The organism is Psychromicrobium lacuslunae (genome assembly GCF_000950575.1).
Classification (GTDB): Bacteria; Actinomycetota; Actinomycetes; order Actinomycetales; family Micrococcaceae; genus Renibacterium; species Renibacterium lacuslunae.
The window spans coordinates 1,218,131-1,243,314 of sequence record NZ_CP011005.1 but is presented as its reverse complement, the minus strand read 5'-3'; the positions used below and the strand labels follow the sequence as shown (position 1 = coordinate 1,243,314).

The following is a 25,184-nucleotide window of genomic DNA, read 5'->3' as shown; positions in this document are numbered from 1 at the left end:
TCGGCGGATTCGGATCGGAGTGCGATGAGTCAGCAGCCTTACGGCGCCCAACAATATCCCTCGCCCTACGGTCAGCCAGCTGCTCCTTACGGCGCAGCGGCGCTGCAGGGTGCCAGAGCGACAACGGCGGGTAAACAACTTCTCGTGTGGTTGCTGGACGGGGTGATCTTTGGTTTACCGTTGACCCTGCTAAGTTTCCTCTCCTTTCTGCCGTTGATCTTCACCACAATCGAGATTGCCAATGACCACTCGCGTCGCCACAATTTGGACGAGTTAAGTAGTTCCCAGGCGGCTAGCATCTTTGGCAGCATCGCTATTGCGATAGTGGCTACCGGGGTATTGCTACTTGTTTATTACTTCATCTATTGGTGGCTGATCGCCACCAAAGGACGCACTCCTGGTATGTCGATCATGGGTCTCCGCTTGGTTTCAATCGAGACCGGTCAGCCGATTGGCTGGGGTCAAGCGTTCTTGCGCGGCCTGGTAGTTGTCCTCGGCTCCCAACTGACCGGTGGTATTGGCGGTCTGCTTTTTTGGCTTTCGCCGCTTTTCGACTCGACCACCGGTTGGGCGCAAAGCTGGCAGGACAAGCTGGTCAAGGCAGTGATTATTGATACTAAGAACGGTCGGGATACTTTTAACCAGGCTTAGGAATTCCCTGTTTAGGAATGCACTGTGCAACCGCTGCGTTGAAGCTGCTGTAACCACTGTCGAAGGAGATCAATCATGTCTGAAACCGCCCGCCTAAGCGAGGAAACACAAAAAGCCAATAAGGCCGATTTTTGGTTCGACCCGATTTGCCCCTTCGCCTGGGTGACCTCGCGTTGGATCGGCGAGGTGGAGAAAGTTCGCGGTATTCAGGTTGACTGGCACGTGATGAGCCTTTCGGTGCTGAACGAGAACAAAGAGGATCTCTCAGACTTTTACAAGTCGTTGATGCAGCGCGGCTGGGCTCCAGTGCGGGTGGTGATAGCGGCCCAGCAATTGCACGGCGAGGCAGTGGTCAAACCGCTTTACGATGCACTTGGTAAGCGAATCCACAACGAGGGTGTTTCGGATTACCTTGAAGCGATCAAGGGTGCGCTGGCCGAGGTTGGCTTGCCTGCCGAATTGATCGACTACGCTGAAAAGGACGATTACGACGAGCAGTTGCGCGCCAGCCACGAAGCCGGGATATCCCAGGTTGGCCAGGAAGTTGGCACCCCGGTGGTTTCTTTCAACGGCACCGCTTTCTTCGGCCCGGTGCTGACCCGCATCCCGCGCGGTGAGGAAGCTGGTCGAATCTGGGACGCGGCAGTGACCCTCGGTGAATTCCCGTACTTCTTCGAGCTAAAGCGAACCAGGACCGAGTCACCGCAGTTCGACTAAGCTATCTGAACGTTTTCGACGCTTAAACATCGAGTGTGCAGATCTACACCTGAAGACGCGTGCTTAGCGTGTAGATCTGCACACTCGATGTGCGATGAGGGCCGTTGCGCGGGGCTAGGCTTGGGCGGCTTCCTCAGCCTCGGCGAGCACGACGTCAGCGACGGCGAGCTCATCGCCATTAACCAGTTCGAGCTCGCGGGCATTAGCCGCTGCCTTGAGATCAACCAGACCGTTGCGGAGCCGTTCCAGTTCAGTGGCCGGAGCGCTCACCCGGGCACTCAGTACTTCGGTGCGTTGCTTGACCTTAGCCTCGGATTTGGCCTTGCGGATGCCGCTCAGCGCGCTGCCCAAGGTGCTGAGCATTTTGGTGTCGCCATCCACCACCTGGACGGCCGCTGGCCAGCTCGCCTGGTGCACCGATCCGGTCCGCCACCAGGACCACACTTCTTCGGTGGCGAACGGAATGAAGGGCGCGAACAGCCGAAGCAGGGTATCCAGAGTGGTGGCCAGAGCCGCCAGAACGCTGGCTTGCTCTGTCTCACCGGAGGCACCGTAGGCTCGGTCCTTGATCAGTTCGACATAATCGTCGGTGAACGACCAGAAGAAGCTCTCGGAGATCTGCAGCGCCCGAGCATAGTCATAGCCGTCGAACGCCGTCGAGGCCTGTTCCACGACCTCCGCCAACTGTGCCAGCAGCGCCCGATCCAAGGGATTACTCAGTACTGAGAGATTCGATTCGGAGATCACGTTTTGCTCGGTGGCGCCAAGATTTAGGACAAACTTTGAGGCGTTGAGCAGTTTGATCGCGAGCCGTCGGCCGATCTTAATCTGACCGGTATCAAAGGCGGTGTCGACGCCCAAACGAGCTGAGGCGGCCCAGTAACGCACCGCATCGGCGCCGAACTGGTCGAGGGTATCGGTTGGCACCACCACATTGCCCTTTGACTTCGACATCTTCTTCCGGTCCGGGTCGAGCACCCAGCCGGAAATCGGCGCGTGTCGCCAAGGTGCTTTGCCTTGAAGAGCATCGGCACGCACCATCGAGGAGAACAGCCAGGTTCGGATGATCTCGTGAGCCTGTGGTCGCATGTCAAAGGGGAACACACTGTTGAAGAGCTTTTCGTCACGGCTCCAGCCGCCCACCAACTGGGGGGTCAGTGAGGACGTCGCCCAAGTGTCGAGCACATCTGGATCACCGGTGAATCCGCCGGGTTGATCGCGTTGCGTTTCGGCATAACCTGGCGCGGGCTCGGCGGCGGGGTCGACTGGGAGAGCGTCATCCGCTGGCAGGATCGGGTGATCGTAATCCGGCTCTCCCGAAGCGTCCAGGGGATACCAAGCCGGAATCGGTACGCCGAAGAACCGTTGCCGAGAAACTAGCCAATCGCCGTTGAGTCCCTCGACCCAGTTCTCATAGCGAGCCCGCATAAATGAAGGGTGGAACTCCACATCTTTACCGCGTTCGATGAGTCGTTCACGGCGCTCGGCGTCGCGGCCACCATTGCGGATGTACCACTGGCGGCTGGTGACTACCTCGAGCGGCTTATCGCCCTTTTCGTAGAAGTTCACCGGGTGGATAATGGGCTTGGGCTCGCCGTCCAGGTCCCCACTGTCGCGCAGTTGCTGAACAATTGTCTCCTTGGCGCTGAAGGTGGTTTTGCCAGCCAGAGCCTCGTAATGTGCCACGCCTTCGCCGCTAATCCAGCTCGGCGTCTCCGCCACAATCCGGCCGTCACGGCCGACGATGGGGCGAGTGGGAAGTTGCAGTTCGCGCCACCAAGTGACATCGGTCAGGTCGCCGAAAGTACACACCATGACCAGGCCAGAACCCTTATCTGGCTTGGCCAAGGGGTGTGCCTTTACCTCGAGTTCGACGCCGAACAGCGGGGAAGTGACTTTAGTGCCGAAGAGTGGCTGATACCGCTCGTCGTCGGGGTGGGCGACCAGTGCAACTGCGGCCGGAATGAGTTCGGGGCGAGTGGTTTCAATGTAGACCGGCTCGCCACCGGGGCGATGGAAAGCCACCCGATGGAAGGCGCCCGGGCGTTCCCGATCCTCAAGTTCTGCTTGCGCTACCGCGGTGCGGAAGGTGACGTCCCAGAGCGTGGGTGCCTCAGCCATATAGGCGTCGCCGGCAGCGAGGTTCGCCAAGAACGCGCGCTGGCTGATCGCCCGGGAGGCGTCATCGATGGTGCGATAGGTCAGCGACCAATCAACCGATAAGCCCAGCGTGCTGAAGAGGTCCTCAAAGACCTTTTCGTCGTCGATGGCGAGTTCTTCACAGAGCTCGATGAAGTTGCGACGAGAGATCTGAATGAAGTCTCGCTCGTTTTTAGCTGGCTCGGCTGGGGGAGTGAAGTCAGGGTCGTAAGCAATGGATGGGTTGCAGCGCACGCCATAGTAATTCTGCACGCGGCGCTCGGTGGGCAGGCCGTTATCGTCCCAACCCAGGGGATAGAAAACATTCTTACCGCGCATCCGCTGGTAGCGAGCAATCACGTCGGTCTGGGTGTAAGAGAACATGTGACCGACGTGCAGTGAACCGGAAGCGGTCGGCGGCGGTGTATCGATCGAGAAGACCTGCTCACGAGAAGTCTCGGTATCGAATTTGTAGGTACCTTGTTCTCGCCAGCGAGCCGAGAGCTTATTCTCCAGTCCTTCGAGCGCCGGTTTGTCGGGAACAGTACTGGTCGGGTTTGCGGGCGTGTCTATACCCGGAATGTTTTCAGCCATACTTGATTCTTTCATGGCTGGCGGCGAGTCGAGACACCAGTTCCTTGCTCCGCCCCCGACCTTCCATCAACCGCCGATTCCTCTTGCCTTTCCGAGTTGTCCCATTGATTGTCCTCCCACCCCTTCTGACTACTTCTGCCGCACGATCCTGAACTACCTGTACCTCGTTGCCCCCCAACCGTTCGTGGCCTCCCGACTGTCCCACTGAGTGATGCTGTACCCGTCGGATGCAGAGAGACGCTGGGCCTGCCTAGGTGTGGGTCAGCTACCAGACCCTAATGACTTGTCCGCTTTCGATGCCTTCGATGGCGCGCACAAAGGCATTAGCAACGGCGCTGCCTTCAACGGGGGTGGCCCCGGGGAAGGCCGGTCCGTAGGCCTGCCAGGATTCTTGCAGCACGGTCGGGCTCACTGAGTTAATCCGAAGTCCACGTGGCAGCGCGCCGGCGGCGTTGCGGACGAAGCCGTCCACAGCCGCATTGGCAACCGATGCCGCGGTGCCCTGCGGCACCGGGATTTCGCCAAGAATTCCGGAGATCAGGGTGATCGAACCGCCGTCAGTAAGTAATGGGGTGGCAGCTTGGGCTACCGCGATTTGACCAAGCGCCTTCGCCTGAAGCGCCTGAGAAAAGTCCTCGGCGGTCAGTTCCGCGAGCGGTTTGAAGGGCGTACCACCGGCGGTGACTACGACAGCGTCGTACTTAATGCCCTGTTGCTTTGCGGCCTCGAAGAATTCGCTCACCGAGCCTAGCGATGAGGTGTCCAAAGCAGGACTGCTGCTTCGGCTCACGCCGGTCACCTGGTGTCCGCGCGCCGTCAGGGCTGTTTCGACTGCGCCGCCGACAGTACCGCTATTACCTACCAATAAGATCTGCATTTTTGCTCCTTAGCTAGCACGAGATGAACCATAACTGTGTCCTTTCGGCCAACCGAGGGGGTAACAAAATAATTCCAGCGCTAGGCTGAATGTGTGAACACTTCAGCGAGCAATAACCCCGTCCCCAACGCCACCGACCCGCGCGGAGCGGTTCGCAGTGCGGTCGTCACCGGGGCTAGCACCGGAATTGGGCAGGCAGCCGCCAAGGCGCTGGCTGCCCAAGGTTGGAAAGTATTCGCGGTGGCCCGACGGGCTGACCGATTGAGTGAGCTCGCTCAGCAAAGCGGTGTGATAGCCATCCCCACCGACATTACCGACGATGCTGCGGTAGCCAGCTTGGTACAACAGGTCACCGAGGCCGGGGGCATCGATACCTTGATCAATATTTCTGGCGGAGCTCGAGGTGCGGACAAGCTTGCCGAAGCCAAAGCTGAAGACTGGGACTGGATGTACCGGGTGAACGTTATTGGCACTATGAAACTTACCCAGGCATTCCTGCCGATCTTGCGCGCAGGCCGTAGCGGGACAGTCCTCAACCTCACCTCCACAGCGGCCCTGGTCGCCTATGAAGGTGGATCAGGTTACAACGCGGCAAAGTTCGCCGAGCGAGCACTCACCCAGGCACTACGCCTAGAAGAGGTGGAGCACAACTTACGGGTTATCGAGGTGCTGCCGGGAATGGTGCAGACCGAGGAATTCGCACTCAACCGCCTAGCCGGTGATCGTGAAGCAGCCGCCAAGGTCTACCAAGGGGTGGCCGAGCCGCTGACCGCCGAGGACGTCGCCGAAGTGGTTCGCTATGCGGTGTCCTTGCCGCATCATGTGAATCTCGACGAGATTGTGCTGCGGCCGGTAGCTCAGGCGGCGGCCTATAAGGTAGTTCGGAACTCCTAGTTCGAGCTCCGCTCGATCAGCCGCACTTCTCCGGAATGGAGAGTCGAGCGGAGACCGCGCTGTGATCGCTTCCGCCGACCGCCTGCATAGTGTAGTCGCTGGCAGTCAGACCGGGGCTGATTGCCAAATGATCGAGGGTAACGATCGGAATCAGCCCGGCGAGCGGTGTGAAAGTTGGTATTATTCGTTTCCAATTCACGCTCGCGACGTCGCTCAGGCTCGCTTTCGTGAGTAACTCGCGAAACTCCTGATGGTCCAGACTGGCGTTGAAATCACCCAGCAGAATTCTTTGGTTTTCGCCCGAGGGAAGTTGACCTAGCGTCTTGAGGTCTGAACGCCACTGCGCCGTTGTTGCGGAACCCGGGATCATGGTGTGCACATTCGTCACCTCAAGGGCAAGACCGGAAACCTCATTGATGCGAAGCCTGGCTTGAACCATTTCATGAGGCGTATTCGCTACTGGTGCCAACTGCTCTAGTGGAAATTTTGAGTACAGCGCACTGCCACCCGGACCGCGGACCTGGCTGGTGATTTTGTGGGGGAGTAGCTGATCGATTCCGGCGGCAGCTAGTCGTTTTTCCAGATCGCCACCGAACTCCTGCAGTGCCAACAGCCCGATCCGGTTTTCGCGCACTAACTGGACGATGCGATCGGCGTCGGCCTGTCCATAACGGGTGTTGAGGGACATTGAGCCAATCTCAATCCTCGAACCGGCTGCGCAAGGCTCAGCACGATTGGCATCGAGCGGGAAAAGCCAAAACAACTGGCCGAGCAGCAATATCGCACACAGCGCGCTCAGCCACTTGGCCCGGCCACAAAGCGCCAAAATAAGGGCTGCCGCTGCCGGGATGACGAACCAAGGCAGCAGCGCGAGCAGCGAAATCGCCAACTCCGGCAACTGCCAAGGCAGGATTCGCAGCCCGCTGGGAATTGCCACTAGCAGAGCCAGAAAAGCCGCCGGCAGCACTAGCCAAAGACGAGGGCGGTGGCGGGCAGGCATCTTCCAAGCTTATGGCTTAGACTTATTTCAACAGCTTTGACCCGGCTATCACCGGTGAGCTTCCGGAAGAACGCGGCCTGTGGAACCTTGGCGGCAAGTAGAACCGGACGGGTAAGCCCGTGATAGCAGTTATGAGCGGCCATCAACTCGGTGAACTGAGCGGGTGGCAAGCGAGGTGGTACCGCGGTGCTTGATCGAAAGGGGTCTTGTGCCGTCCTTGCATCCTGAAACCGAACGACCGCAGGATGTCACGATGCCGCACTACCCGAAGTCATCTCTGGGAACCTCATCAGCAGGCCAAGATCAGCACGCCCCAACGAGCGTTGGAGTTCCCACGAACATCTCCTTTCCCTCGGTGGAAGAGCAGATTCTCAAGTACTGGAATGAAGACGGCACCTTCCAAGCGAGCATCGACAATCGCCCGGCCGGAGAAAACGGTTCGAACGAGTTCGTCTTCTACGACGGCCCGCCCTTTGCCAACGGTCTGCCGCACTACGGGCACCTGCTCACCGGTTATGCCAAAGACCTGGTGGCTCGTTATCAAACTCAGCGCGGTCGCCGGGTCGAGCGCCGCTTCGGCTGGGACACGCACGGACTGCCAGCTGAGCTGGAGGCGATGAAGCAGCTCGGCATCACCGAGAAGTACGAAATCGAGTCGATGGGCATCGACAAGTTCAACGACGCCGTCCGCGAATCGGTGATGAAATACACCAAGGAATGGCGCGAGTATGTCACTCGGCAGGCTCGCTGGGTGGACTTCGATAATGACTACAAGACGCTCAACGTCGAATACATGGAATCGGTCATCTGGGCTTTCAAGCAGCTGCATGAAAAGGGCCTGACCTACCAAGGTTTCCGGGTGCTGCCCTACTGCTGGAAGGACGAGACACCGCTGTCTAACCACGAACTGCGGATGGACGACGACGTCTATAAAATGCGTCAGGATCAAACTGTCACGGTTGGGTTTCCACTTAAGTTAGGGGAGTCCGAACTTTCTCAGGAACTAGCTGGAGTGCAGGCATTAGCTTGGACCACTACGCCCTGGACCTTGCCGAGTAACCAAGCGCTTGCCGTTGGGCCGGAGATCCTTTATGTAGTAGTTCCCGGACAGATAGAAGGCAGGCCCGGCCAGAAGTACCTACTTGCCGAAGCGCTGCTTGGCGGTTATGCCAAGGACCTGGGCTATGAATCCGCCGATGCTGCCGCGGAGGCTGTGCTGAGCCGACACTTTGGTAAGGAGCTGCGAGATCTGTATTACGAACCGCTGTGGCCGGATTTCCGAGACTTCTTTAGGGAGTTTACGGAGGTCGTTGAGGATGAGACGACATCGACGCCGTTGTCACCGGTAAAAACTCGAAGCGTCGCCAATGGCTTCAGAATCCTGGTTGACGACTTTGTTACTACTACTGATGGCACCGGCGTCGTCCATATGGCACCCGCCTATGGCGAGGACGATCAACGCATCTGTTATGCAAATGGCATCTCAGTTGGCCTATCGGTAGACGAGGGTGCGCGCTTTGAGGACATGTTCGAAGGCGGTGCGCTGTCCAGCATCGTTGGGCTGCAAGTTTTTGAAGCCAATAAGCCGATCATCAAGGTGTTGCGCGATTCCGGGCGCCTGGTTCGCGAAGCCAGCTACGAGCACAGCTACCCGCACTGCTGGCGCTGTCGCAATCCTTTGATCTACAAAGCCGTTTCCTCCTGGTACGTCGAGGTTACCCAGTTCAAGGATCGAATGATCGAACTGAACCAGGAGATCAACTGGATCCCCGGCAACGTCAAAGACGGCCAGTTCGGTAAATGGCTGGAGAACGCCCGGGATTGGTCGATCAGCCGTAACCGGTTCTGGGGCAGCCCAATCCCGGTCTGGCAGTCTGATGATCCCAAGTTCCCACGCACCGACGTCTATGGCTCGCTGGCCGAGTTGGAGGCAGACTTCGGCCGCTTGCCCTTGAATAAGGACGGTCAGGTTGATCTGCACCGGCCCTTCATCGACGAGCTGACCCGGCCGAACCCCGATGACCCGAGCGGCAAGGCCACGATGCGCCGGGTCGAGGACGTTTTGGATGTCTGGTTCGATTCCGGCTCGATGCCCTATGGCCAGGTGCATTTCCCCTTCGAAAATGAGGAGTGGTTCAACACCCACCACCCGGCAGATTTCATTGTCGAATACATCGGCCAGACCCGCGGCTGGTTCTATATGCTGCACATCCTGGCTACCGCGATCTTCGAACGGCCCGCCTTCAAGAACGTGATCAGCCACGGCATCGTGCTTGGCTCGGACGGTCAGAAGATGTCCAAGAGCCTGCAGAATTACCCGGATGTTTCCGAGGTGCTCGATCGCGATGGTTCGGATGCGATGCGCTGGTTCCTGATGGCGTCCCCGATCCTGCGCGGTGGTAATTTGATCGTTACCGAGCAGGGTATTCGCGATGGCGTGCGTCAGGTGATCCTGCCGCTCTGGAACGTCTACAGCTTCTTCACCCTCTACACCAATGCCGCAAATCAGGGCGAAGGCTATGACGCTCAACTGCGGTATGACGGCTACCAAGACAGTTTGGACCGATACTTGGTGTCCAATACTGCGACCATGGTGGAAGCTATCACCGAGGCCTTGGATGCTTATGAGATTTCCGATGCATGCGATGTGCTGCGCAGCTACCTGGATATGCTCAGCAACTGGTATGTTCGGCGGTCCCGGCAGCGCTTCTTCGACGAGGACCAGGACGCTTTCGATGCGCTCTACACCGCGCTGGAGGCACTCTGCCGGGCCGCGGCTCCGCTGTTGCCGTTGGTCACCGAGGAGATCTGGCGCGGGTTGACCGGTGGACGTTCGGTACACCTGACCGACTGGCCGCTGGCCGACGGGTCCGGGGCCGAGCAGTTCCGCGCCGATAAGGAGCTAGTCTCGGCGATGGAAGTTGTCCGACAGGTTTGCTCGGTCGGCTCTTCGCTGCGTAAGGCTGCCAAGCTGCGGGTGCGTTTGCCGTTGCAGGAGCTCACGGTGGTGGTGCCCGCCGCCGATGCGCTAGAACCCTTTGCGGAGATCGTTGCCGATGAGCTGAACCTCAAGAATGTACGTTTCCTCGACGCAGCATCTGCTTCGCTCGCCGAATTCGGTATTGAGCAGCGGCTCGCGGTCAACGCCCGGGCCGTGGGCCCACGCTTGGGCAAGGACGTGCAATTGGCGATTAAGGGTGCCAAAAGCGGCGACTGGTCGGTGGATGATGCCGGTTTGGTCACCGCCGGTGGTTTGGCCCTGCAGGAGGGTGAATACAGCCTGGAAACGGCGGTTTCGGAACAGCAATCGGGCAGCACCTCGGTCGCGCTACTGCCTGGTGGCTTCCTGGTGCTCAACACCGAGGTGACTCCGGAACTGGAGGCCGAGGGCGTTGCTCGGGACCTGGTGCGCAGCATCCAGCAAGCTCGGAAAGACGCTGAGCTGCAGGTCAGCGATCGGATTGTCACCACGGTCAGTGCTCCGCAGAGCGTGATCGACGCACTCGAGGCGAACGCCGAGTTAGTGCGCACCGAGACGCTTTCGGCACGCTTGGAATTGGTGCCCGGGGATGAAGAAACCGTGATCACGGTGGCCCGGACGCACGCCGAAGACAGCGTTGAGGACGTAGCAGAGAACCTGGTGAAGGGTGTGCGGGCATGATTGACGAATATTCGGTGGAGAGCGTTTACGCCGAACTGCTGAGCCGGGCCCCGGAAAATAAAATGGAGCCGCGATTGGCTCCGCTGTTCCGCGCGATGGAAGTATTGGGGGAGCCGCAAAAGGCCTATCCGGTGATTCATCTCACCGGCACCAATGGCAAAACCTCCACGGCTCGGATGATCGAAGCTGGCCTGCGCGCGCACGGACTCAGCATCGGGCGCTACACCAGCCCGCATCTCAGCTCGGTCACTGAACGGATCAGCATCAATGGTGAACCGGTTTCCGATGAGACTTTCGTGCGGATTTGGGACGAGATCCGACCTTACCTGCAAATCGTCGATGATGAGTTGGAAACTGCGGGGGAGCCCCGGCTGACCTACTTTGAATCGCTGACCATTCTCGGCTTCGCAATTTTTGCCGATCAGCCTGTTGATGTGGTGGTCCTTGAGGTCGGTCTCGGCGGCATTACTGACGCCACCAACGTTGCCGACGGCGCCGTCGCGGTGGTAACGCCCATCTCACTGGACCACACCGAACTACTCGGTGATACCACCCGCGATATCGCCTTGGAAAAAGCCGGAATCATTAAGCCCGGTGCTTTCTTGGTCAGCTCGGCGCAGCCCAGTGATGCGGCTCAGGTGTTACTGGAGAAGGCACAGGAAGTGGGGGCTCAGTTCCGCTTTGAAGGAGTCGAATTCGGCGTCGCGGAGCGAGCAGTCGCCGTTGGCGGCCAGCTGATTACCGTGCAAGGCCTGGCAGCTCGTTACCCTGATCTACAGCTGCCCTTGCACGGTGCCCATCAAGCGGAGAATGCCGCCGTCGCTGTCGCCGCGCTGGAAGCTTTCTTCGGTGGCGGCGAAAAGGAATTGGATCTCGCGGTGCTGCAGGAGGCTTTTGCTTCGGTGACTTCGCCCGGCAGGCTAGAGGTGCTGCGTACCGCGCCGACCGTCGTGGTGGATGCTGCACACAACCCGGCTGGCATTAAAGCCACCGCTGAGGCGCTGGAGGAGGCCTTTAGCTTTAGCAAGCTGGTGGTGGTGCTGGGCGTGCTGAAGGAAAAGGATGCTTTACAGATCCTGGAGCAGCTCAGGGAGTCGCTTGACGAATTCGCCGAGGAGATCTGCTTGACGCAATCCGATTCCCCGCGTGCTATTCCGGCGGGAGAGCTGGCCGAGCTGGCGCTCGACGCGGGCTTCGAGGAAGAGAATATCCATATTGCCGAGCGGCTTGACGATGCACTGGAATGGGCGGTTGAGCGAGCCGAGGCTAATAACGATCTCTCCGGTGCGGTTTTGCTGACCGGTTCGATTACCTTAGTGGCCGAGGCCAGAATTCTGCTCGGGAAGGCGTAGTGGTGTCCGATTCATCGTCGTCAACCTCCGGTGGGCAGTCTGCGCCGCAACGGAAAACGCCGCTGCGGCAAACTAAGGCCCAGCGCGAATGGCGTCCCGGCACGCCCAAGAAACGTCGATCCACCAAGATCATGTTTGCCTCGACGGTGCTCAGCTTGGAAGCCTTCGTAGCATTCTTCGCAACCTTGGTGATCTTTGGCTTGCGCTCTCACGAAATCCCAGGCGTGACGATTTTGATTGTTGGCCTGGCACTGAGCGTGGTGCTAATCGGCACCTGCGCCTTTCTCAAAAAACAGTGGGCGCTCTGGCTGGGCTGGGCTCTGCAATTGGTCCTGATAGCACTGGGCTTTTTCGAGCCAATGATGTTCGTTATCGGCCCGCTCTTCGCCCTCTCCTGGTGGTATGGCTTGCGCACCGGTGCTCGGTTGGATCGGGAGAGCGCGGACCGGGAGAAGGCACAAAAGGCTTGGGAGTTAGAACACCCCGAAAGCTAGGCTCAGGGCGGTGCCCAGCACCCTCTAAACTAAAAGTAGATCAACTAAAATTATTTTCAAGGAGTCACTATGAGCGTTGAGCGCACTCTTGTCCTGGTCAAGCCCGACGGCGTGAGCCGCAATCTTTCCGGTGCGATTCTCGCCCGGGTTGAGGCTAAGGGATACCGGCTCGCCGAGCTGAAGAAGACCGCGGCCAGCCGCGAGCAGCTTGAACAACACTACGCCGAACACGTCGGCAAGCCGTTCTACGAGCCATTGCTCGATTTCATGCTCTCCGGCCCCGTAGTGGCCGCTATCTTCGAAGGCGAACGGGTGATCGAAGGCTTCCGTTCCCTCGCCGGTGCCACCGATCCGACAGTTGCCGCGCCCGGCACGATTCGTGGTGACCTGGGACGCGACTGGGGGCTCAAGGTCCAACAGAACCTGGTGCACGGCTCCGACTCAGTGGAATCCGCCGAGCGGGAAATCGCCATCTGGTTCTAGGATTGGGACGCTCCCGTAGTGTCGACTTCGCCTTTCCGCTGAGTTCGTGGTTTTGTCTCGGATTCGCCAGTAATTACTAGCGAATCCGAGACAAAACCACGAACTCGCGCCGGGGCGCCGGGGCTATGGGACGTAGCTGAGGAAGCTGAGGGTTCGATCGGCGAACTCGCCCGGATTGTCGAGCATCACATTGTGGCCGGCACGGGCAACGTCGATAATCCGAACGTCGGCCTGTAGTCGTTGCAGTGGCAGTCGATCGAATTCGGATTCCTCGCCGAGCAAGACCAGCCTGGGTGCCGTGATCCCATTGAGTAAATCGGTGAGCTTCGGATTGCGCGGGGTGGCAAAGGACGCCGCTGCCCCCTGCAATGCCTCCGCCGAGGCAAGCCGTAGCGTCGAGCTCCAAAACTCACCAGCCAATGCTTCTAGTTCCCGCCGTCGTTGTACGCCCTCCGACCCAGTCAGCCCTTCTCGGGCGCACCGCACTACCTCGCTGCCCGTGGCGTCGAGGTTGGGTTCGACCAGTATCAGCTTCCGCAAGCGCCCTGCCAGCCGGGCCGCGAGCAAAATCGCCACGGCGCCGCCCATGCTGTGGCCGAGCAGATCGAACTGCTCCACCCCGGCGTGCTCGAGGACCTCAGCGACACACTGGGCGAAATCCTCAAAACCATAGCCATAGCTTTCCGGCCGGTCGCTCAGACCAAAGCCGGGCAAATCTATCAAGATTTTTCGCACCGGATGCAAACTTGGCTGCGCACAGAACTCGGCGAAATAGGGAATCGAACTGGCACCGTAACCGTGAATAAAGACCAGCGTCTGCGGACCAACGCCAAAATCCAAATAGCGGACAGATTTTCCTCCCGGGAGCACCGGGGCTGCTTGAATGCTCATTTTCTCTCTTCCTTGCCGATAGCGAGTCCTTCCCCGGGAAGGGTGGCACGTTGACGCTAGTGGTAGCGTCAAATCGTGAGCCAAGCAGACCAGCAGAAGTTACTATCGATCAGCGAATTTGCCGCAGAACTTGGTGTCAGTGTGCGGGTGCTGCGGCACTACGACGCCGAAGGGGTGCTCGCTCCAGCGCAGCGGGATTACACGGGTGTGCGACTCTATGCCCCGGAACAGCTCGATCGGGCGAGGAACGTCGTTGACTTGGTGGCTGCGGGTCTGCCTCTGCGACTGGTGAGGTCGTTGCTGATCGGCGTCGATGAGTCGGGCGACATCGCCGAGCAACATCAGGATGAGGCCGCCTTGGCGGAGATTGAGGACCATTACCAGCGGATGTGCCGCTGCGTGGAGTGCATCCAGCAGCGACGCGACGCCCTCGGCGCCTACCTAGAACGTGTCAGCCAGCGAAGGTAAAGTCACTGTTGTGAGAACCAAACTACGGCAGCTGGTAGCCGCCGACCACGACGTTGTCTTTGAGATGATGGCTGATCCAGTAGCGGTCAGGATGGCCGCTTTCACGGCTGAGGATCCGGGGGACCGGGCAGCTTTTGATGCACACCTGGCGCGTACATCAAAGATCGTCGGGGCAAGGCATTGGGCAGTTGTCAACGACAATGACGAGCTCGTCGGCACCATTTCCACTTTTCCTTCAGAGGTTGGTTGCCCGGAGGTGACTTACTGGATTGTCCGGGAGCATTGGGGGCAAGGGCACGCCACCGAGGCGCTGAGACTGGTGCTCGCTCAGACCGAGCGACCTGTGCGGGCGCGGGCGGCGGCGGATAACGTAGCGTCGCGCCGCGTTCTGGAGAAGGTGGGATTTATTGTTGTAGGCCAGGATACTGGTTTCGCTAACGCCCGGAAAGCTCAGATAGAGGAGGTCATTCTCCGACTCGAATGACAGACGACTCAAGTGACTGACGACTTGCGTGACAGGGGTGGCTGACAGTTACTCGGTGCGAAGTAGTTCAAAGCTCGAGCGTCAGTGCAATGCTGCTAACCTAGAGTTGTGAAGAAATTTAGTGGAGCGTGGCGGCTGTCTTAGCAGCCCACTTTTTGCTCTACTGAGCCAACCCCGGGGCTGCCTAGGCAGCCCTTTTTTGCGCCCGCTGTAGTCGGCGTGAGGGGTGTCGGCAGCTCCTTATCAAGGAGAAACCATGGATTCATTTGAAAGCACCAGCACCCGGAGTGAGCAACTAGCTCGAGACTTGATTCTCCACCCGGAGTCCTACCGTGTGCTCACCGGCGACCGACCGACTGGGCGATTGCACCTCGGTCACTATTTCGGCAGTATCGCTGAGCGAGTCAGACTAGCCAACCTGGGGATCGAGGTTTTTCTGGTGCTCGCCGACTACCAGGTGATCACCGATCGTGAAAGCGCCCAGGGAGTACGCGAGAACGTGCACAACGCGGTGCTTGATTACCTGGCCGCTGGAATTGATCCGGAACGATCAACTATTTTTACCCACTCCGCGGTTCCCGCGCTAAACCAGTTGCTGCTGCCCTTTCTCAGCCTGGTCAGCGAAGCCGAACTACACCGAAACCCCACCGTGAAAGCCGAGTTGGCGGCTTCTGGACGGACCCTCAGTGGTTTGCTGCTGACCTACCCCGTGCACCAGGCCGCAGACATCTTGTTCTGCCAGGGGAATGTGGTTCCGGTCGGTAAAGATAACCTGCCTCACGTTGAAATTACCCGCTCCATTGCACGTCGCTTTAATGAACGATACGGCGAGGTGTTCCGCATCCCTGAGGCGCTGCTCACCGACACCCCTGAGTTGCCTGGTCTGGACGGTCGGAAAATGTCGAAGAGCTACGGCAACGGCATTGCACTTAGCATGACCGCGGATCAGACCACGGCGGTTATCCGCAAAGCGCAGACCGACGGGCTTCGGCTGATCAGCTACGATCCGCAGCGTCGTCCCGGGGTTTCGGCGTTACTGGACACCGCAGCGGTCTGTCTTGGCCTGAGTCCGCAAGCTGTCGCCGAGCAATTGGGTGAGGCGGGGGCGGGCGCGTTGAAGAACGTTACCAGCGAGGCGGTCAACGACTATTTCGCCCCGTTCCGAGCACGTCGCGCGGAACTCGCCAAGCAGGCAGGACTCGTCACTGAGGTGCTTCGGACTGGCAACACGCGAGCCAATCAGCAGGCCGAGGAAACCCTGCACCGGGTTCGAAGCGCAATGGGCATGGTGTACTGAGCGGGCTCCGAAAGCTGAAAAATTCTCGCGCCAGCAAACTCAGGCGTTGCTGGTGAAGAAGAGATTGACGAAGCGGAAGAAGATGCTGGCAATTACCCCAAGATAGACGAGCACGACGATGGTCCAGCCCCAGTTGGAGAGGAATTTCACCAGGCCTGCGGGTGCCGGAATCACGCCATGAACGAGATTGCGGATGGTCGTCCAGACAAAGAGCGGGATCATCATGGCCCAGACCACCATGCACCAAGGGCACAGGATAGCGATCACGTAAAGCGCTTGGAACCAAAGCCAGCAGATGAAGATCATGCCGAGGGTAACGCCGATCTGGAAACACACCCAGTACCAGCGTGCGAACTTCGCACCCGCGAGCATCGACATGCCGACAGCAAAAACGATGCCGAAGCAGACAATGCCAATAAAGGGGTTGGGGAAGCCGAAAAGGGCCGCCTGCGGTTGCTCCATCACCTTGCCGCAGGAGACGAAGGCGTTAAAGTCGCACGTCAGTACCGCATTGGCGTTCTTATAGAGTTCCAAACGGTCCAGCACCAGGGCCGCTGCGGCCAGAAAAGAGACAAAGCTGGTGATCAGAAGCAGGAAGGCGAAGGGGCGATCCCCAACGATCCAGGGCTTTTTGCCGGTCAGATTGCTAGCAGCAGATGAGGAGGCCATGGGGCTGATTGTAGCCTGTGAAACTGAAGGCCTGGCACAGCCAGCGCGGCGCAGGCGCCAAGTCGAGAAGGCGTGTGAGAGAATGAACACGGCTGAGGTTGTGCCACAAGCAACGCTCAGTCCGACTGTTTGCCTCATTACCGCCAGGTGTTGATATAAAAATATCCGCCGCGGCTCAGGAGGGGGCTTATGGTCGGCATTTCGGAGCTGATGCACCTATCAGTTGGTGCCGTCCGAGATGTAATCCACTGATTTCGGTCAATGCCTGCGGGTGTTGACAACTGAGCCTTCGCTCGTGCCGATTGTGGCGACACAGCGAAGGCTGGAGCACAGCCGCATGGAAATTGAAGAAAACGAAGTCACACCGGCAGTCGAAACGGCACCGGAGCAGCCCGTTGTGAAGCGCACTCGTCGCAAATCGGCAAAAAAGATCGAAGAGAGTACCAGCACTAGCGGCGCCGAGGCTGCTGAGACGCAGGAAACACCAAGCGCCGAGGTTGCCGCCGAGGAGGCTCCGGTCAAGAAGACCAGAAGGACGACTCGAAGCAAAAAGGCAGCCGAAGCAACCGCAGAGGGCAGCTCGACCGAACCAGAGTTGATCGCCGAGGACAGCACTGCGTCGCAGACAGAGGCTGCGCCGGTTAAAAAGCGCTCCACCACCAAACGGGCTACTACCCGGAAAAAAGATGTCAAAGTAGACGACCAGGCAAGCGCCGAAGCGGCTCCCGAGGAGCAGCCAAGTGTTGAAACCTCCAGCACGGTTCAGGGGACCGCCAACGATTCGGTGACCGTTCAGCCGACGAGCACTGTGGCAGCCGGGCTGTTCTTAGAACCCGCCTCCGCGCCGACATCGTTGCTCTTTCACGCCCCCGATCTATCGCTTGCTTTGCCGAGTCGCGAGCCAGCCGAACGGGGCAACAACGATGAGGCAGACCAGGAGCAGGGGAGTCCGGAGGGAGCGGAGGAAGGCGGCCGTCGGCGCCGCTCTCGGAACCGCCGAAATAAGGGCGGAAACGTCGATACCGAGGCTTCCGAGTCCAGCACCGAGGACGAAGCCGCCGACTCAGAGACCACTGAGCTTGGCACCTCGCGCCGTCGGCGCCGTCGTCGCCGTGGGGACGCTGATCTTGAGCTAACTGGTGGCGGTGAGGATGATCCGCCCAACACGATTACTCGGGTCCGGGCACCTCGCCAGCCCTCCGAAGCGGGTTCGAATCGGGTCACCTCGGTGCGGGGCTCTACTCGTTTGGAAGCGAAGAAGCAGCGGCGTCGCGAGTCACGGGACACCGGTCGGCGCCGTCAGGTAATCACCGAAGCAGAATTCCTGGCTCGGCGCGAATCGGTCGACCGAGTGATGGTGGTGCGGCAGCGCGATGAGCGTATCCAGATCGGCGTTCTTGAGGACGGTATTCTGGCCGAGCACTTTGTCTCCAAAACTCAGCAAGATTCGCTGATCGGCAATGTCTACTTGGGCAAGGTGCAGAACGTGCTGCCCAGCATGGAAGCGGCTTTCGTTGATATCGGTAGGGGCCGTAACGCGGTGCTGTACGCCGGCGAGGTGGACTGGGAGGCAGCCAATCTAGACGGCCAGCCACGACGGATTGAGCACGCTTTGAAGAGCGGCGATTCGGTTCTGGTGCAGGTGACCAAGGACCCGGTTGGACACAAAGGTGCCCGACTAACCTCACAGATCTCCTTGCCCGGCCGATACTTGGTCTACGTCCCGGGTGGTTCGATGACCGGGATTTCGCGTAAACTCCCCGACGTCGAGCGCAACCGGTTGAAGCGAATCTTGAAGGACAACCTGCCTGAGAACGCTGGCGTTATTGTCCGCACCGCTGCAGAAGGTGCCAGCGAAGAAGAACTCACTCACGATATCAATCGTCTGCGCGCGCAGTGGGAGAACATTGAGTCCCGCGCGAGCTCAAGCAAGACCCTGGCCCCTGAAATGCTCTATGGTGAGCCGGATCTGACAATTAAAGTGGTTCGCGATGTGTTCAACGAGGACTTCAGCAAGCTGATCATCTCGGGTGAGCAAGCGTGGGACACCGTCGAAGCCTATGTCACCTACGTGGCACCGGACCTGCTTGACCGGCTGGAAAAGTGGGACAGCTCAGAGGACATTTTTGCCTCCTACCGGATTGACGAGCAGATCTCGAAGGCGCTGGAACGCAAGGTGTTCCTGCCCTCCGGAGGCTCATTAGTGATCGACCGCACCGAAGCAATGACAGTGGTCGATGTGAACACCGGAAAATTCACCGGCTCCGGCGGCAATCTAGAAGAAACTGTCACCAAGAACAACCTGGAGGCAGCCGAAGAAGTTGTCCGGCAATTGCGACTGCGGGACATTGGCGGCATTATCGTTATTGACTTCATCGATATGGTGTTGGAATCCAACCGAGACCTGGTGTTGCGTCGGCTGGTGGAGTGTTTGGGACGCGACCGGACCAAACACCAGGTCGCTGAGGTCACTTCACTCGGCCTGGTGCAGATGACCCGTAAGCGAATGGGTACTGGTTTGCTTGAGGTTTTTGGCGAGCAGTGCGAGGTCTGTGCGGGTCGGGGAGTGGTCACCCACGCCGAACCCGTGGAGCACCGTTCGGTACATAGCGCTGCGGCAGAACAGCATCAGCCTCGAAACGAACAGCAGCGGCCCTCACGCGGTGAGAAGAAGCGAAGTCGTAACCGTCAGCAGAATCAGCCCGAACCTGAGGTTGAGGAATTGAGCGAACAGGAACGTGCTGCGAAGGCTTCAGCGGCTCGGACCGCATTAGCGAATATTGCTGCCGCTGCCCAAGCCGCTCATCACGACCTCGATCAGCATGTTGGAGACGCCAATGCAGTGCCGATGGCAGAGTCGACGGCCGCGGATCAGGAACCGGCAGAGCGGAGCACCTCAGCAACTTCGGTGCAGTCGGTTGGCGAAGCTAGTGAAGTTGTTGAGGTTACCGAAACTGCCGATGCTAACTCTCCGGTACTGACCTTTGGCGCGGAACAGGTTGTTATTCCGCACCGAAAGTCAGCTGAGAATGCTGAACCCCAAAGTTCGCTGTCACTAGAGTCCCTCACTGATGTGTTCGATCACTTGACCCCGGCGGCCGAGTCCAATACGGCCCGCAAGCCACGGAGCCGCAGGCACCGGGCAGCAGGCCGAGCGCAGGGCGCCGCGAACAGTACCGAGGTCCAATCGATTGAGGGCGAGTCAACTGGGGCGGTAGTGAACTCGAGCCCGCCCCGGCGCACTGCTCAGCAAGACTCGGCACAGCAAAACGCTGCGCAGCAAAAAACGGAGCAGAATACCGATTCGGCGGAGCCTTTGATTCTCGGCGTTGGGGTGCCAGCAGCCGATCTCTAAGCCATCGAGTTCGGATGGCTCGGGTTGCCGGTGCTTGATCGGGCCGAGGTGAAGGCCCTTGTGCGTCGCCACGGTGCCGTGCGATTATTACGTTGATCGTCTTTAGTGTTCAGGAGGTGAGACCCATGAAACCAGTATTTGCCGTGGGTGTTCCCTCGCTGTTCACGATCACGCGACTGGCTTAGTCGACGTGGGAGTGCCTTACGGTTCACTCCTGAAAGGCGACTTCAATGAACACAACACCTTCTTCAACCAAGCCAATTACGCCAGGCCGGCAAGCCCAAGCGGTTCTGCCAGTTCCGGACAACAGAAACAGCCTTGCCCTGGTCTTAGCCGGTGGCGGAGCGGCCGGGAATGCCTGGCAACTCGGTCTCATTGCCGGTGTAGCAGAGGCCGGTATCGATCTCAGCGCAGCCGATCTGCTGATCGGCACCTCTTCCGGCTCGACGGTGGCTGCTCAGATTAGTAGCGGTATCAGCCCCGCTGAGCTTTATGCAGCCATTCTGTCCGAGCCAGAGCATCGGCCCTCGAGCAAGCTCAGGCCCGAGCAACACAGACCCGGACAGCACAGCGCTGCCACCGCGCAAGCAGTACAGTATATGGATTGGTCAGCCGGAATTATCGCCGCCGCTCAAGACGCAGCTGATATGCGTCGTCGGATGGGGGCGGCGGCGCTGGGTCGAGACGACTCAGACGGCAGCTTGCAGCTCCGCTGGCGCAGCACTGTTGCAGCCAGACTCCCCAAACAGGACTGGCCATTGCAAGCGGTGCTGATCACGGCTGTCAACGCCCAGACCGGCGAACCAGAGGTATTTGACCGGAACAGCGGCGTGGAGCTGGTTGATGCTGTCGCGGCCAGTACTAGCAATGGTTTCGGCGGTAGCTATCGGATCGGCGCCAAACGCTATATCAATGGTGGTTATCGACGTAATGAAAACGCCGATTTGGCCGCTGGACACCGCCGAGTGCTGATCCTTTCGCCGTTCGCCGGCAAATCGCGGACACCAAGCGAGTGGCGAATGGATCTGGCTAGCCAGGTGGAGGAACTGCTCGCTAGCGGCAGCAGAGTGCAGACGGTTTTTCCAGCTGTGGGCGCGGGAGATGTTTTCAATGCTAGCGCTGCGGATCCGGCCACTCGCCAACAGGCTGCCCGGGGCGGCTATCAGCAGGGCCTTGGCTTACAGCAACTGATCGCTGAACTTTGAGCCAAGGGTTGATGAGCAGCCACTCATCCTGATTGCTACCTTGAGTGCAACCCTGAGTGCTACCTTGAGTACGAGCCGGATGGGTCGTGGTGTTGGAGCTTCAACGCCACGGCCCATCCAATCCAATCCGGCGCGATCGGATATCGATCTTGCCGAACGGCTGGCAAATTAAGATCTAACTGCTAAAAACCAAACTGCCCGGGCGTGGCGAGCTGGCGGGGCTTAGTGAAGGCCGTTAGAATGGTAAGGCGCGGTTTACCGTGCCGCTGCGCCTGATGAAGAAGTCAGCATTTGCAGCACAAGCGCTCAATAGCGTATCCTAGACTGTCGGTGCATCCGCCGTTAGTGGGTTGTGTCTGCAGGCTGTATCTCAGCAAGCAAGACCTTGAGGCGAATGGCACAGCGGAAAAGCCTCCGCGCATAAATTTGTAAGCAATAAAAGCTAGATATAACGTCGAGAGAAGTGAGTTCCCCAGTGGTGTACGCGATTGTCCGCGCAGGCGGCCGCCAAGAGAAGGTTTCCGTAGGAGACTTCGTTACCCTAAACCGCGTCCCCGGTGGGGCTGGCAGCACCATTGAGCTGCCCGCTGTGCTCCTGGTCGATGGTGAGAAGATCACCTCGGACGCCAAAGATCTGGCCAAGATCAAGGTCAAGGCTGAAATCCTTGAAGATCTCCGTGGCCCGAAGATCGTGATCCAGAAGTTCAAGAACAAGACCGGTTACAAGAAGCGCCAAGGCCATCGCCAGGCACTCACCAAGGTCAAAGTCACTTCCATCGCCTAAGGCCTCTGGCCCAACGCACTTACTAGACAGGTAGAAAAATGGCACATAAAAAGGGCGCGAGTTCCACTCGCAACGGTCGCGATTCGAACGCTCAGTACTTGGGCGTGAAGCGCTTCGGCGGTCAGGTTGTCTCCGCAGGCGAGATCATCGTTCGCCAGCGCGGCACCCACTTCCACCCGGGCAACGGTGTTGGTCGCGGCAAGGACGATACCTTGTTCGCGCTGGAAGCCGGTGCTGTTGAATTCGGCAGCCGTGGCGGTCGCCGGGTAGTCAACATCGTCGCTGCAGTCTAAGCAGCTTCTGAATTTCTCATGGTGGGGCGAGCCAGGTGGCTCGCCCCACCTTTGTTTTAAGCAAGATCTAGAATGGAAAGCACCGAGTTCGCGTATCGGTGCTCTATCCCGGCCTCTCACTAAGGAGAACCAGTGGCAAACTTCGTCGACCGAGTAGTACTTCATGTCTCGGGCGGAGCTGGTGGCCATGGCTGTGTTTCGGTCAAGCGGGAGAAGTTCAAACCGCTGGGCGGCCCAGATGGTGGTAACGGCGGTAATGGCGGCGATGTGATCCTGCGCGTCTCCCACCAGACCACCACGCTGCTTGACTATCACCATGCACCGCACCGGCACGCTGGAAACGGTGGCCCGGGGATGGGGGACTGGCGCGCCGGAAAACACGGCGAAACGCTGATTTTGCCAGTTCCGGACGGCACCGTGATCAAGACCAAGGATGGCGAATTGCTCGCCGATCTGGTGGGCGAAGGCACTGAGTACATTGCCGCTGCTGGTGGTCAGGGCGGCTTGGGCAATGCTTCACTTTCCTCCCAGAAACGCAAGGCACCAGGCTTCGCCCTGTTAGGTATCGATGGCGATGCCAGCGATATCGTGCTGGAACTGAAAAGCATCGCGGATATTGCGCTGGTCGGCTTTCCCTCCGCCGGTAAGTCCTCGCTGATCGCGGCGATGAGCGCGGCACGGCCCAAAATTGCCGATTATCCTTTCACCACCTTGGTGCCGAACCTCGGCGTAGTCGAGGCCGGTGACGTTCGATTCACCATTGCCGACGTGCCCGGTCTGATCGAAGGCGCTTCGGAAGGCAAGGGACTCGGCCATAACTTCCTCCGCCATGTGGAGCGTTGCGCGGCGCTGGTACACGTCTTGGATTGTGCCACTTTGGAAAGCGATCGGGATCCGCTTTCCGATCTGGCCATTATTGAAGCCGAGCTTGAGAAGTATGCCGTCGATATGAGTTATGCCGGTGCGGACGGCGAGGTGGTGCCGCTCAATCAGCGGCCTAAGCTGGTCGCGCTGAATAAGATCGACACCCCTGATGGCAAGGAAATGGCCGATTTCGTCCGTGCGGATTTGGAAGAGCGCGGCTACCGGGTCTTTGAGATCTCGGCGGTCTCCCACGAGGGCCTGCGTCCGCTTTCCTTCGCGATGGCTGAGCTGGTTGCCGCAGCGCGAAATCAGGCCACCGTGGCGCCGCCGACGGTAACCCCCCAGGTCTTGCGGCCCCGTGCGGTGAACCGCAAGGAATTCGTAATCCGGGCTGAGGAGCGCAACCTGGAACCGCTCTACCGAGTGCTCGGGGATAAACCGGAGCGCTGGGTCAAACAGACAGACTTCACCAATGAGGAAGCAATCGGTTATTTGGCCGACCGGCTCGCCAAGCTCGGTATCGAGGATCAGCTCTTCAAGGAGGGTGCGAAGCCGGGGGATACCGTGGTGATCGGCGAGGACGGCAAAGATTCAGTGGTCTTCGACTGGGAGCCCACTTTGATGACAGGTGCCGAATTGCTGGCCGGTCCGCGTGGCACCGACTTGCGTTTCGCTGACGTCGGCGACCGCCCAACGCGCAGCCAGAAGCGCGAGGAATATCAAGATCGACGGGACGCCAAAGCAGCTGCCCGCGCCGAGTTGGAATCTGAGCGCAAGGCCGGCATCTGGACCGAATCGGTCGATGCTCGGCGGTCGGCGCAGCAGCAGACCGAGAGCCACGACGGCGATGATGGCTAGCCAGGAGGGCGGTCGCAGCACGCTCGCGACGGCATCGCGGATTGTTGTCAAGGTCGGTTCTTCTTCGCTGACTTCGCTCAACGGCGGGCTTTCTGAACAGGCGCTGGGCGCGCTGGTCGATGTGCTGGCGGAACGCAGGAATCGCGGTACCGAGGTTATTCTGGTTTCTTCAGGTGCCATTGCCGCCGGTTTGGCACCGTTAGGGCTGTCCCGGCGTCCAAAAGATCTGGCGACCCAACAGTCCGCGGCCAGCGTTGGCCAAGGCCTGCTGATGGCTCGGTACACCGAGGCCTTTGCGGCGCATGGAGTAACCGTCAGCCAAGTGTTGCTCACCGCCGATGATTTGACCCGCAGAACTCAGTACGCCAACGCCTACCGGGCTTTGGAACGCCTGCTGAACCTTGGTGTGCTGCCGATCGTGAACGAAAACGACACGGTCGCCACCCATGAGATCCGTTTTGGCGACAATGATCGCTTAGCCGCGCTGGTTGCGCATTTAGTCAAGGCCGACGCGATGCTGCTGCTCTCCGATGTCGACGCGCTTTACGACGCCCCGCCCGGGCAGGGCGGCCAGCGGATTGCCGAGATCTCCGAGCCCGCCGAACTGGAGTCACTGAGCATTGGCAGCACCGGAGCCGCTGGTCTGGGGACTGGCGGGATGGCAACTAAAGTTCAAGCAGCCAGCATTGCGGCTGGCTTCGGCACCCCCGCGCTGATCACCTCCACGGCCCAGGCTGCCGCGGCGCTGGCCGGTGAGCATGTCGGCACCTGGTTCAGCATGCATGGTGTGCGCCGTCCGATCAGATTGCTCTGGCTCGCGCACCTGGCCAGTACTCATGGCACCCTGACACTCGATGACGGTGCGGTGCGGGCGATCAGGGAACGGCATAAGTCCCTGCTGCCGGCCGGAATCAAAGCGATCTCGGGGGATTTTGAAGCCGGTGATGCGGTCGAACTACTGGATTTGCAGGGCCGAGCCTTCGCCCGGGGACTGGTCAATTATGAAGCCTCAGAACTACCGCAAATGCTGGGCCGACGCACTAAGGAACTAGCGGCGGAACTTGGCAGTGACTATTTACGCGAAGTGGTCCATGTCGATGACCTGGTATTGCTCTAAAATTTCCAAACCCGCTCGGTATCACAGCTAGAATAGG

At 59.3% G+C, this 25,184-nt stretch carries 21 protein-coding genes; 16 read left to right on the top strand and 5 right to left on the bottom strand.

What is annotated here, in order from left to right:
• Positions 1-24 precede the first annotated feature (24 nt).
• Positions 25-651, top strand: coding sequence for an RDD family protein (locus tag UM93_RS17055; RefSeq protein WP_052663649.1), 627 nt, complete (start codon positions 25-27; stop codon positions 649-651).
• A gap of 75 nt (positions 652-726) precedes the next feature.
• A complete protein-coding gene (locus UM93_RS05740) occupies positions 727-1,368 on the top strand; it encodes a mycothiol-dependent nitroreductase Rv2466c family protein (protein ID WP_045074283.1) in 642 nt (213 codons plus the stop codon).
• A 114-nt stretch (positions 1,369-1,482) separates the two neighbouring features.
• On the opposite strand, the gene valS is transcribed toward UM93_RS05740, so the two are convergent.
• Positions 1,483-4,101 (bottom strand): valine--tRNA ligase, encoded by a 2,619-nt coding sequence (valS, locus tag UM93_RS05735; RefSeq protein ID WP_045074281.1) that lies wholly within the window; start codon positions 4,099-4,101, stop codon positions 1,483-1,485.
• Positions 4,102-4,366: 265 nt separating this feature from the next.
• A complete protein-coding gene (locus UM93_RS05730; protein ID WP_045074280.1) occupies positions 4,367-4,978 on the bottom strand; it encodes a short chain dehydrogenase in 612 nt (203 codons plus the stop codon).
• A gap of 93 nt (positions 4,979-5,071) precedes the next feature.
• Between UM93_RS05730 and UM93_RS05725 the strand changes: the two genes are divergently transcribed.
• Positions 5,072-5,872 (top strand): SDR family oxidoreductase, encoded by an 801-nt coding sequence (locus UM93_RS05725; protein ID WP_045074278.1) that lies wholly within the window; start codon positions 5,072-5,074, stop codon positions 5,870-5,872.
• A 16-nt stretch (positions 5,873-5,888) separates the two neighbouring features.
• Here UM93_RS05725 and UM93_RS05720 read toward each other — a convergent pair whose 3' ends face one another.
• Entirely contained in the window at positions 5,889-6,872 is a 984-nt protein-coding gene (locus UM93_RS05720; RefSeq protein WP_045074276.1) for an endonuclease/exonuclease/phosphatase family protein, read from the bottom strand.
• A 253-nt stretch (positions 6,873-7,125) separates the two neighbouring features.
• Between UM93_RS05720 and ileS the strand changes: the two genes are divergently transcribed.
• From ileS to ndk, 4 genes are all read left to right on the top strand, one after another.
• The gene (ileS, locus tag UM93_RS05715; protein WP_045074275.1) at positions 7,126-10,533 is read left to right on the top strand and encodes an isoleucine--tRNA ligase; all 3,408 of its coding nucleotides are present in this window, start codon (positions 7,126-7,128) and stop codon (positions 10,531-10,533) included.
• A complete protein-coding gene (locus UM93_RS05710; RefSeq protein ID WP_045074273.1) occupies positions 10,530-11,885 on the top strand; it encodes a bifunctional folylpolyglutamate synthase/dihydrofolate synthase in 1,356 nt (451 codons plus the stop codon). Before ileS ends, UM93_RS05710 begins: the two co-directional genes overlap by 4 nt.
• 2 nt (positions 11,886-11,887) lie before the next feature.
• Complete coding sequence (locus UM93_RS05705) at positions 11,888-12,379, top strand: DUF4233 domain-containing protein (RefSeq protein WP_234399387.1); 492 nt, start codon at positions 11,888-11,890, stop codon at positions 12,377-12,379.
• A 69-nt stretch (positions 12,380-12,448) separates the two neighbouring features.
• Positions 12,449-12,862: a nucleoside-diphosphate kinase gene (ndk, locus tag UM93_RS05700; protein ID WP_045074271.1), complete on the top strand. Its 414-nt coding sequence runs from the start codon at positions 12,449-12,451 to the stop codon at positions 12,860-12,862.
• Between the two features lie 123 nt (positions 12,863-12,985).
• Here the strand turns inward: ndk and UM93_RS05695 are convergent, their stop codons facing one another.
• Positions 12,986-13,753, bottom strand: coding sequence for an alpha/beta fold hydrolase (locus UM93_RS05695; protein WP_052663647.1), 768 nt, complete (start codon positions 13,751-13,753; stop codon positions 12,986-12,988).
• A 75-nt stretch (positions 13,754-13,828) separates the two neighbouring features.
• Here UM93_RS05695 and UM93_RS05690 point away from each other — a divergent pair, with 75 nt between their 5' ends.
• The 3 genes from UM93_RS05690 (at position 13,829) to trpS (ending at position 16,002) form a co-directional block, all read left to right on the top strand.
• The gene (locus UM93_RS05690; protein WP_045074270.1) at positions 13,829-14,221 is read left to right on the top strand and encodes a MerR family transcriptional regulator; all 393 of its coding nucleotides are present in this window, start codon (positions 13,829-13,831) and stop codon (positions 14,219-14,221) included.
• Between the two features lie 10 nt (positions 14,222-14,231).
• Positions 14,232-14,705: a GNAT family N-acetyltransferase gene (locus tag UM93_RS05685; RefSeq protein ID WP_082057027.1), complete on the top strand. Its 474-nt coding sequence runs from the start codon at positions 14,232-14,234 to the stop codon at positions 14,703-14,705.
• A 256-nt stretch (positions 14,706-14,961) separates the two neighbouring features.
• On the top strand, positions 14,962-16,002 hold the full coding sequence (gene trpS / locus UM93_RS05680; RefSeq protein WP_045074268.1) for a tryptophan--tRNA ligase: 1,041 nt from the start codon (positions 14,962-14,964) through the stop codon (positions 16,000-16,002).
• Positions 16,003-16,041: 39 nt separating this feature from the next.
• On the opposite strand, the gene UM93_RS05675 is transcribed toward trpS, so the two are convergent.
• Entirely contained in the window at positions 16,042-16,671 is a 630-nt protein-coding gene (locus UM93_RS05675) for a vitamin K epoxide reductase family protein (protein WP_045074267.1), read from the bottom strand.
• A 337-nt stretch (positions 16,672-17,008) separates the two neighbouring features.
• Here UM93_RS05675 and UM93_RS05670 point away from each other — a divergent pair, with 337 nt between their 5' ends.
• From UM93_RS05670 to proB, 6 genes are all read left to right on the top strand, one after another.
• The gene (locus UM93_RS05670; protein WP_045074265.1) at positions 17,009-20,026 is read left to right on the top strand and encodes an Rne/Rng family ribonuclease; all 3,018 of its coding nucleotides are present in this window, start codon (positions 17,009-17,011) and stop codon (positions 20,024-20,026) included.
• Between the two features lie 230 nt (positions 20,027-20,256).
• On the top strand, positions 20,257-21,231 hold the full coding sequence (locus tag UM93_RS05665; RefSeq protein ID WP_045074263.1) for a patatin-like phospholipase family protein: 975 nt from the start codon (positions 20,257-20,259) through the stop codon (positions 21,229-21,231).
• A gap of 475 nt (positions 21,232-21,706) precedes the next feature.
• Positions 21,707-22,015: a 50S ribosomal protein L21 gene (rplU, locus tag UM93_RS05660; protein ID WP_045074262.1), complete on the top strand. Its 309-nt coding sequence runs from the start codon at positions 21,707-21,709 to the stop codon at positions 22,013-22,015.
• Between the two features lie 38 nt (positions 22,016-22,053).
• Positions 22,054-22,308 carry a 50S ribosomal protein L27 gene (rpmA, locus tag UM93_RS05655; RefSeq protein ID WP_045074260.1) on the top strand — a complete coding sequence of 85 codons (255 nt, stop codon included), beginning with the start codon at positions 22,054-22,056 and terminating at the stop codon, positions 22,306-22,308.
• 132 nt (positions 22,309-22,440) lie between these two features.
• Positions 22,441-24,030, top strand: coding sequence for a GTPase ObgE (obgE, locus tag UM93_RS05650; protein WP_045074258.1), 1,590 nt, complete (start codon positions 22,441-22,443; stop codon positions 24,028-24,030).
• Positions 24,020-25,147, top strand: a complete 1,128-nt coding sequence (proB, locus tag UM93_RS05645; RefSeq protein ID WP_157874109.1) for a glutamate 5-kinase — start codon at positions 24,020-24,022, stop codon at positions 25,145-25,147. The genes obgE and proB overlap by 11 nt, the downstream gene beginning before the upstream one ends.
• Positions 25,148-25,184: the final 37 nt, after the last annotated feature.